5 protein-coding genes and 2 pseudogenes are annotated in these 8,120 nt (G+C 53.6%); 1 reads left to right on the top strand and 6 read right to left on the bottom strand.

Translation table 11 applies throughout. The annotated features are described in order from the left end of the window. Positions 1–127: 127 nt before the first annotated feature. From B4968_RS22300 to queC, 5 genes and pseudogenes are all read right to left on the bottom strand, one after another. Positions 128–2,386: a putative bifunctional diguanylate cyclase/phosphodiesterase gene (locus B4968_RS22300; RefSeq protein ID WP_161492648.1), complete on the bottom strand. Its 2,259-nt coding sequence runs from the start codon at positions 2,384–2,386 to the stop codon at positions 128–130. Between the two features lie 452 nt (positions 2,387–2,838). Next, complete coding sequence (gene queF, locus B4968_RS22305; RefSeq protein WP_083101376.1) at positions 2,839–3,303, bottom strand: preQ(1) synthase; 465 nt, start codon at positions 3,301–3,303, stop codon at positions 2,839–2,841. 16 nt (positions 3,304–3,319) lie between these two features. Further along, positions 3,320–4,028: pseudogene (gene queE, locus B4968_RS22310) on the bottom strand (7-carboxy-7-deazaguanine synthase QueE). After that, positions 4,025–4,378 (bottom strand): 6-carboxytetrahydropterin synthase QueD, encoded by a 354-nt coding sequence (queD, locus tag B4968_RS22315; protein ID WP_083101377.1) that lies wholly within the window; start codon positions 4,376–4,378, stop codon positions 4,025–4,027. The pseudogene queE and the gene queD overlap by 4 nt, the downstream one beginning before the upstream one ends. Further along, positions 4,378–5,080, bottom strand: a pseudogene (gene queC / locus B4968_RS22320) (7-cyano-7-deazaguanine synthase QueC). Before queC ends, queD begins: the two are co-directional and overlap by 1 nt. Before the next feature lie 631 nt (positions 5,081–5,711). Between queC and B4968_RS22325 the strand changes: the two are divergent. Further along, on the top strand, positions 5,712–7,697 hold the full coding sequence (locus B4968_RS22325) for a hybrid sensor histidine kinase/response regulator (RefSeq protein ID WP_083101378.1): 1,986 nt from the start codon (positions 5,712–5,714) through the stop codon (positions 7,695–7,697). A 240-nt stretch (positions 7,698–7,937) separates the two neighbouring features. Here the strand turns inward: B4968_RS22325 and B4968_RS23895 are convergent. Next, the coding region (locus B4968_RS23895; RefSeq protein WP_206601136.1) for a hypothetical protein at positions 7,938–8,120 on the bottom strand (183 nt) is incomplete at its 5' end.

Consider the following 8,120-nt stretch of genomic DNA (forward strand, 5'->3'; position numbering starts at 1 on the left):
ACACGTTGTTTTTCCACAGAATAGGCGGATTGCGGACGTTCGCGGCGGGTGCGAGTTCCGGAAGCGACGATTCGGAAAGCCGACATAGGTGTTGGCAATTATGTTCGGCGCAGCAGTCCAAATCACTCTAGCCAACTTTACGTATCTGGGTTGGGCATTCTCTCGCTTCCAAAAACTCAATGATCGCAGCTCTGGGCATAGGGCGCCCCAGAAAATACCCTTGGAAACGAGTGCATCCAATACTCATCGCGTTGGATAATTGCAGCTCATCCTCAATGCCCTCGGCGCAAATTTCTATACCTAATGCGTGTCCAACCTCTGCAATGGAAGCGAGTAATCGCGAATTTTCCGGGGAGTTTGTCGCGGCTTGAACAAGCGAACGATCAATTTTGAAGCCGTGGGGCTTCATCTTCAATAGGCTTGTTACAGATGAGTGCCCTGTACCAAAATCATCCACTTCAACCCTGAAGCCTCGACGTTTCAAGCCAGCGACGTTTTCTTCAAGAATATGATTTGCGGTATCCAGAAATATCGTTTCCAAGAGCTCAAACGAGGTTCGCGATGGATCTGCATCAAGGGCGTCGATGTTTTCAAGAAACCGTGGATCGTTCAGGCTTCGCAGCGACAAGTTTATAGACACACTTGGAACTTTGATCTGAAGTCGGTCCCATTCCCTTATGTCATTGATGCTTGAGGCCAAGATGCAGAGGTCGATGGCACTATCAATCTTTATTTCCTCAGCAATGCTTAGAAAATCATTGGGTGATTTCAACCCTTCCGAGGGGTGAAGCCAGCGGGCCAATGCCTCAACGCCGATAAGAGTTATTCCATCAGACCCAAATTGCGGCTGGTAGTGAGGTAAGATTTGTCCGAGTTCAATCGCGTCGAGCAAATCATTTCGAACCACTTTCGAGGCTTCGGGAAGATGTTCCAAGTCATCGTAGAAAGTGAACCGATCTCGACCCTCCTTTTTTGACTGATACATTGCGCGATCCGCTTGTTTCAACCAACTGCTGGCAGACCACTCCTCGTTGGATTCGATACTTCGAATCCCAATTGATATACCCATTCGGATAGGGGTGTCATTGCCAACTATCGGATCTTGCAAACACTCCAAAAGCCGCTCGGCCATTGCCTGAAGGCGTTCACTTGATGACACAAGAGTGTTCTGGCCATTGTCCTTGTCTGGCACGTCGCTTTCACAAAGGAGGACAAACTCATCCCCTCCACTGCGCGCGAGAAAGCCCTTCTGACCAACTGCTCTCTGAAGACGCTGGGTCACAGCCACCAAAACACTATCCCCAACTTTATGGCCAAATAAATCGTTGACTGATTTGAAGCCGTCCAGGTCCAAAATCATCAACCCGTGTATTGGTGGCGATGTCTTTTCATTAAGTCGCCTCTCTAAAAATCGCCGGTTGGGTAGTCCAGTCAAGTGATCGTGGAGGGCATGCATCTCAATCTCTGAATGAGATTGTTCAAGCTGTAATTCTCTTTTCTGAAGTTCGTGAATTATTGCCGAACGCTGCAATGCGATGAAGTTTGCAAGACCAGTCAAGCATGAAATTATTAAAGTGATTAGGGTCGCGCTAACCTTTATCCAGGCATCGGAAATAGTGCTTCCCCAGCCGCCAATTGGAAGCGCCGACATATCCCAGGATCCATTTAGGAAGCTTATTTTTATGCTTTCCGGTTGGGATTTCAAGGTTTCGGCAGACCCAAAAAATGGGTTTGTTTCCAGTCTTAGTCCGTCTTTACCTAGCAAAACAATTTCCAGGTCGGAAGATAGCTCAGTCAAACCCGTTTCTTCGTAGAAGCTGGTGAGATCAACAACAACTGATATAATCCCCCAAAATTGTCTCTGACTGGAACCTCCGCTGAAGACTGGAAACCGCCCTATGAGTGCTTCTCCGCCCTGCACTAGTTCAACAGGCCCTGCCAAGGTGAAGGTGCCGGTGTCACGGGCGCGAAAGGCAGCGGCACGCTGCTCATCATTCAAACGGTAGTCCAACCCAAGGACAAATTCATTGCCTTCCAATGGATAAACCAGGTTAACGACCAGATCCCTAGCCGCAGCGATGTTGCGGATTCCTGTACTTGATGAGACAATATTCCTTGCAAGTGAGCCATATCGCTGTGGAGACATGTCTGGCTCGGTAGATAGCGTGGCGACTAATCCGCTTGCCGCCCCAATTATAGCGTTCAACCGACCTTCAATTTGTGCAGCTTGGGTCTGCAACTTTGCGCGCACATAGTCACGTTCGGTTTGGGCATTGATGGTTTCTCTCTGAAGAACGGCGAAATACGATAGGCCGATAACGGCCAGAATCGTGATCAACGTGGGCGTGTAACCGCGCACAGAGCGACTTTGTTCAAAAAACGGCAAATAATTATCAACCTTTGGGCTCTGAGTTAGGGCAAAAAAAGTTTCCCTCAGAAGCATTAATCAAAGGTTAAAGGTGGAGCCCTGACCGGCGCGACCCACCTGATTTTCAGGTGATGATCAAGAACACGTGGGTAGCGAATTCGTGAGTGACTTGTGTTATGTCGAGGGTACGTGCGGGACAAGGCTCTTGCTGCCAATCGTTGGTTTCGTCCATGCACCGACGGTTTGATTATAAAATGCTGCGCAGTGCATGGACGTCCGGTTTGGGGAAGCCGCGCCGCAGTGGCGGTAAGTGTGACGAACGGCAGAAAAGGGCCGTTCGCGACCGGGATGGGAGGTGGAAGCTGTCCGAATTGCTGCACCATGCACATTTCGGTACGAAGGTCGGAAACCGGAAGTTCGCTGCGAGGCGCGCCAATGTCGGCTATACACAGGGCCAGTTTTTGCGGCTTTTAGCCCCGACCCCGGTAGGGCGGGACACCTTGATCCGGGATCCATACGCCTTCGGGCAACGGCCCTGTTTGCCAGAATACGTCGATCGGGATGCCCCCGCGCGGATACCAGTAGCCGCCAATCCGGAGCCATTGTGGGTCGAGGAACTCAGCCAGGCGTCGGGCGATGGAGATGGTGCAATCCTCATGGAAAGCGCCGTGGTTGCGAAAGGAGGTCAGGAAAAGTTTGAGCGACTTTGACTCGATCAGCCACGGCCCTGGCACATAGTCGATCACCAGATGGGCAAAGTCCGGCTGGCCGGTCATCGGACAGAGCGAGGTGAACTCCGGCGCTGTGAAACGCACGTTATAGGCCACATCAGCCTGCGGGTTGGGCACGCGCTCCAGTTCCGCCTCTTCGGGGGTGGTGGGGATGCGGGTTTCGCCACCAAGCTGCTTAAGATGGCTGTAGATGTCTTCAGACATGGAGGTCTCCTTCAGGTCAGACGCCACGCTTATTGCCCCAAATTAGGACATGGAGTTGCGGCAGAATACGGGGGGCGAACCAGCCATCGGCCATCGCCTTGTCAGTGAGCCAGCGCAGGCGGTCGGCCAGCGCGTGCAGATCAACCGGCATCGCAGGGTCGACCTCGGTGTTGCCAGGCTGAAGGTAGAGCGCAAGGTCGCTGTGACGTGCATGGACCTCTCGCGCCCATTGGTAGTCAGTCTCGTCAAAAATCACGATCTTCAAAACCTGCTGGCGCGCGTTGGACCCAAGCGTGCGACAGGCGCCAAAGGCCGCCCAGTCTACCGTCTCACCGCTTGATGGTGGGTTCGGGAGAGAGCACCAGCGTATCAAGGTCGCCAAACCAAGGTCGGGCGATCGAGCCTTGCGTCTCGCAAGCAAAGCGATAGCCGACGGCGCGCCCCCTCGCGATCAGCGGCCCAAAGTCCTGAATGGCCGGGTTGCCGCCAGACAATGAGACCGTCAAGGGCCTGTCACCAGAGAGGTGACGCACCTGTGCCCAAACCGCATCCGAGCTCATGGGGGCCCAGCTGTGGCGGTATTGGCTGTCCACGGCGTGCATGCTGTCGCACCAACTGCAGCGATAGTCACAGCCACCCGCGCGAACAAACACAGTCGGTTCGCCAATCAAGGCGCCTTCTCCCTGAATGGTTGGGCCAAAAATTTCGGCGATGCGCAGCGTCATGGCCGGTACTCTGCCCAGGTCTTGGGGGTCTCGCTGACCAGCACTGCACAGGTTTCGGGCCAGCGCGCCACGCACCAGTCGTAAAAATGCCGGGCCATATTCTCGGCTGTCGAAGGTCCCTCCATGACATCATTCAGGTGCCGGTGGTCAAAATGATCGTCGACATAGGTCTTGAGCGGTTTGAGGTCATGGTAGTCGCGTACGAAGCCACTTGCGTTCAGCGTCTCGGCAGCCAGTTCGACCACGACAATGTAATTGTGCCCATGCAGCCGCGCGCATTGGTGATCGTCCGGGAGATGGGACAATTGGTGCGACGCGGAGAAATGGAATTCCTTGCGAATGCGGAACATCAGCTTTGTCCCCGCGTGGCCAGGGCCTGCGTCCAATAGTCCGGATCTGCATAGACCGTAGGATCGCTGAACCCTGCGAGATGAAACGCCTCGCGACCGCTCAACGCAAGTCCCACAGCGTCCGCAATGGGTCTGACCGCCTTTGTAGCAGGACCAAGTTTGGGCAAAGGGGGTGCCATGCTTTGCGCCTTGGCGCACGATATCGGCCTTGCTGTTTTCGACGAATGGCGTGTGCAGGCGCACTTCGGCATAGCCATCGAGTGCCGCCTGCTGCATCGCGTCAAAAGCGCGCGTAAAGGCGGGGCGACAATCGGGATCGATATAGGGATCGCCGCCATGAACCGCAGTGGCCACGGCCTCATCCCCCTTTGCTGCTGCGATGCCAAAGCCAATTGAGAGCATGATTGCATTGCGGTTGGGCACGACAGTGATGCGCATCGTGTCCTCTTCGTAATGCCCGTCAGGCACGTCGATGTCGTCGGTCAAGGCTGAGCCGGAGAGAGACGCACCGACGCCGCGCATGTCGATCAGATGAAATGGCACGCCCAGCCGTTTGGCGGCGGCTTCAGCGAAGTCGACCTCCTTGCGGTGGCGTTGACCATAGTCAAAGGAGACAAGCCGGGTGAGCTGATGCTCATTGGCGGTGATATGCGCAAGCGACACGGAATCGAGTCCGCCTGAGCAGGTGACAAGGGTTTTCATTTTTGGGGCCCTTGTTTTGATGTCCGGGTAGGCTGCGACCGGATGGCGGCGCTTATGTCAGAATTTGCACTGATTGCAAGGGGGGGCGGTTTTGCCAGGTGATGTGTTTAACTCGATAGTTTAGCGGCGGGGGGGCGGGCGATATTTAAATAGTGAGCCAAAGGTAGAATGCGGGCGTTTGCTGCAAGCGCCAAGCCGCTCATGTCAGGACCGTGGAATCCGACTTTGAAGCAACCTGTCAACGGGGGGGGGGCTGCGCTGCCGCAAGGTCAACTGTTGACCAAACTCACCGAGATTCCTCATCGCCTCGAATGCTAGATCTCACATTTGTCAGCCAAAGGGCGTGAAAAGATCAAACTGCCTTTGCCATAGGTTCGTGCCCTTTCAAAATCTAATGATTTCAGGAATGAAATTCATTTGGGCCAGAACGAAGGTTTCGTGATTGCCAATGCACCAGCAGGTATCCAACGTAGTCATTTATAGCTCGCCGATGTTTTTTTAAGTAATCAGATTTGCAAATTTTGCCGACACGTTGCACCTTGTGCCATAGAAGCTCACAGTTCGTCACGACTCTGTTTTGACTTTTGACTTTTAACAAGTGACTTGGTGAGGTCGGGAGTCTGAACAAACAATGGCTTGGAAGCAACAGCTCACTCTGAATAATGCCGCGCTGATCAAACTGATTTGGGTTCTCCCTACAGCTGTTTCAATTCTTTTGGTTGAGCCCAGCATGCACACCGGCATTGCCGTTCCCGTGCCGTTTTTGACCATTATCGTCTGCGTCGGCATTGCCGGCGCTTTGGGTGGGCTGCGTGCTGGACTTCTTGCCGGGGGCTTGGCTGCGGCATTTGTCGTTCGCGCGTATTTTGAACAATTTGGGCCCTCCAGTTTGACGGGAGGAGTGCCGCAAACAGCCATCGGATCGGCGCTGTTCATATCGATCGGTATCCTCCTTGGACGTTTGAAAGATCAACGCGATACCAGCGTGCAATCCCTACGTGAAAAAGAACAAATCCTTGAAACATTACTGGATAAAGAGATCGCCGAGAAGGACAGGCAGGCTGCCAAGGTCGCCGAGAGCGAAGCGCGGCTGAGAACTGCGGTCCGCATTGCAGGCGTTGGCCACTACTCGTTTCGTGTGGAAACTGGAAATTGTGAATTTTGTTCGGATCAGCATGCCGAACACTTTGGCCTGACACCCGATGATTTTCGCTCCAGAACAGCGGGACCGAATCCAGAACTTTTCTACGTACACAGTGATGATCATGATATCGTCCTGGACGCTAACCGCAGAACTAATTCTGGCGAGGCTCATGTTTTTGAATATCGTGCGGTGCGTCCGGACGGAGAGATCAGGTTTATTCGCGAAATCGAGGAGCCGGTCTTTGATCACACCGGTGAAGTGGTCGAAAATGTCGGCGCCAGTATAGATTTGACAGATTTGCGCCAGGCCGAAATACGTTTGCGACAGTCGCAGCGGATCGAAGCGCTCGGCACTCTTACAGGTGGTGTGGCGCATGATTTCAATAACCTGCTGGCCATCATCCTTGGGAATCTGGAGCTGAGCCTTGAAAACCGGCAGGCTGACGACTGGCGGGACCTCATTGGAGAGGCGATCAAGGCAACCAAGCTCGGTGCAGACCTGACAAAAAACCTGCTTAGTTTTTCCCGGCGCGCCCATCTTGAGCCAAGGCGCTTGAATTTGAACCAAAGCATTGAAAAGACGATGACCTGGGCCTCCCGGGTTTTACCTGAAACGATCAATGTCGAAAGCGCGCTTGAAACCGGGGTTTGGGATGTTGAACTAGACGCCGCATCAGTCGAGAACGCGATCATCAATATCCTGCTGAACGCGCGCGATGCGATGCCAGCAGGTGGCAAGGTGACAATTGAGACTGCAAACATGAAGATTGGCGATGAATACGTCAATCAGCGAGACGAGGATATCGCACCGGGTCGCTATGTAATGCTGGCGATCAGTGATACCGGTCACGGCATCCCGTCCGACAAGACCGACGCAATCTTTGAACCGTTTTACACCGACAAGCCCGTTGGCCAAGGGTCTGGCCTGGGGCTTTCGATGGTGCACGGTTTCATCAAACAATCCGGCGGCGCGATTCACGTTCATTCCGAAGTTGGCGTTGGGACAACATTCACGCTCTACTTCAAGGCCACGACGCAACCTGCACCGAAACCAAAAAGTGAGATTGCCGAGGAGCTTCATCCGGCAAGCGAACGCGCTGAGGTCCTCGTTGTAGAAGATGAGGTAGGTGTCATCCGCATCTTAGAACGTGTTTTGGAAGGTGCCGGGTATGCGGTCACAACCGCAGCAAACGGCGATGAGGGTTTGCAAAAATTCAAATCGTTCGGGCGGTTTGACCTTCTCCTGACAGACGTCGTTATGCCCGGAACACTTCAGGGGCCTGCTTTGGCAAAAGAGATTCGGTCGATAGATCCGGATATTCCGTGCATCTTCATGTCCGGTTATGCATCGGAGGCAACAGTGCATGGCAATGGATACAGGCCCTCGGATATACGACTGATGAAACCAGTTAGTCGCACGGACATTCTCCATGCGGTGTCAAAAGCGCTAAATCCAGGCAAAGAGAATGATTGAGATCGCCTCATTTACTGTTCGGCCAATTAGCGTCAATCTACGTTCGCTCAGTTCTCCGAGGAGAAACGAACGTAGTGAATTTCCGTCGGATAGTCGGCAGTGGTGCATGAAACTCAAACGTCCGTCTCGTCCCGCACTGTCGTCATTCGGGTTGGGAAAATGCTGCGCAATGCACGAATGGCTGTTTTGTGAAGCTGCTTCGCGGCACGTTGCTCGTGAGCCAACGGCGGCTCTGGGCCGTTAGTTTTGCTCAGGGAAATTCTCCCAACCAAGCAGTCTATTATTGGCTCGCTGTACGTCATTTTCCATGGCGGCCTCGGTCAAAGCACTGATGAGCCATCTACTCCTCGACATCCAGCTAAACATTTCATCAAGTTGATACCAAGTTAGGAGATGAACTGCACCGGGTTTGCCGGAGGCTCC

This window comes from Pseudophaeobacter leonis (genome assembly GCF_002087335.1).
In the GTDB taxonomy this organism is placed as follows: domain Bacteria; phylum Pseudomonadota; class Alphaproteobacteria; order Rhodobacterales; family Rhodobacteraceae; genus Pseudophaeobacter; species Pseudophaeobacter leonis.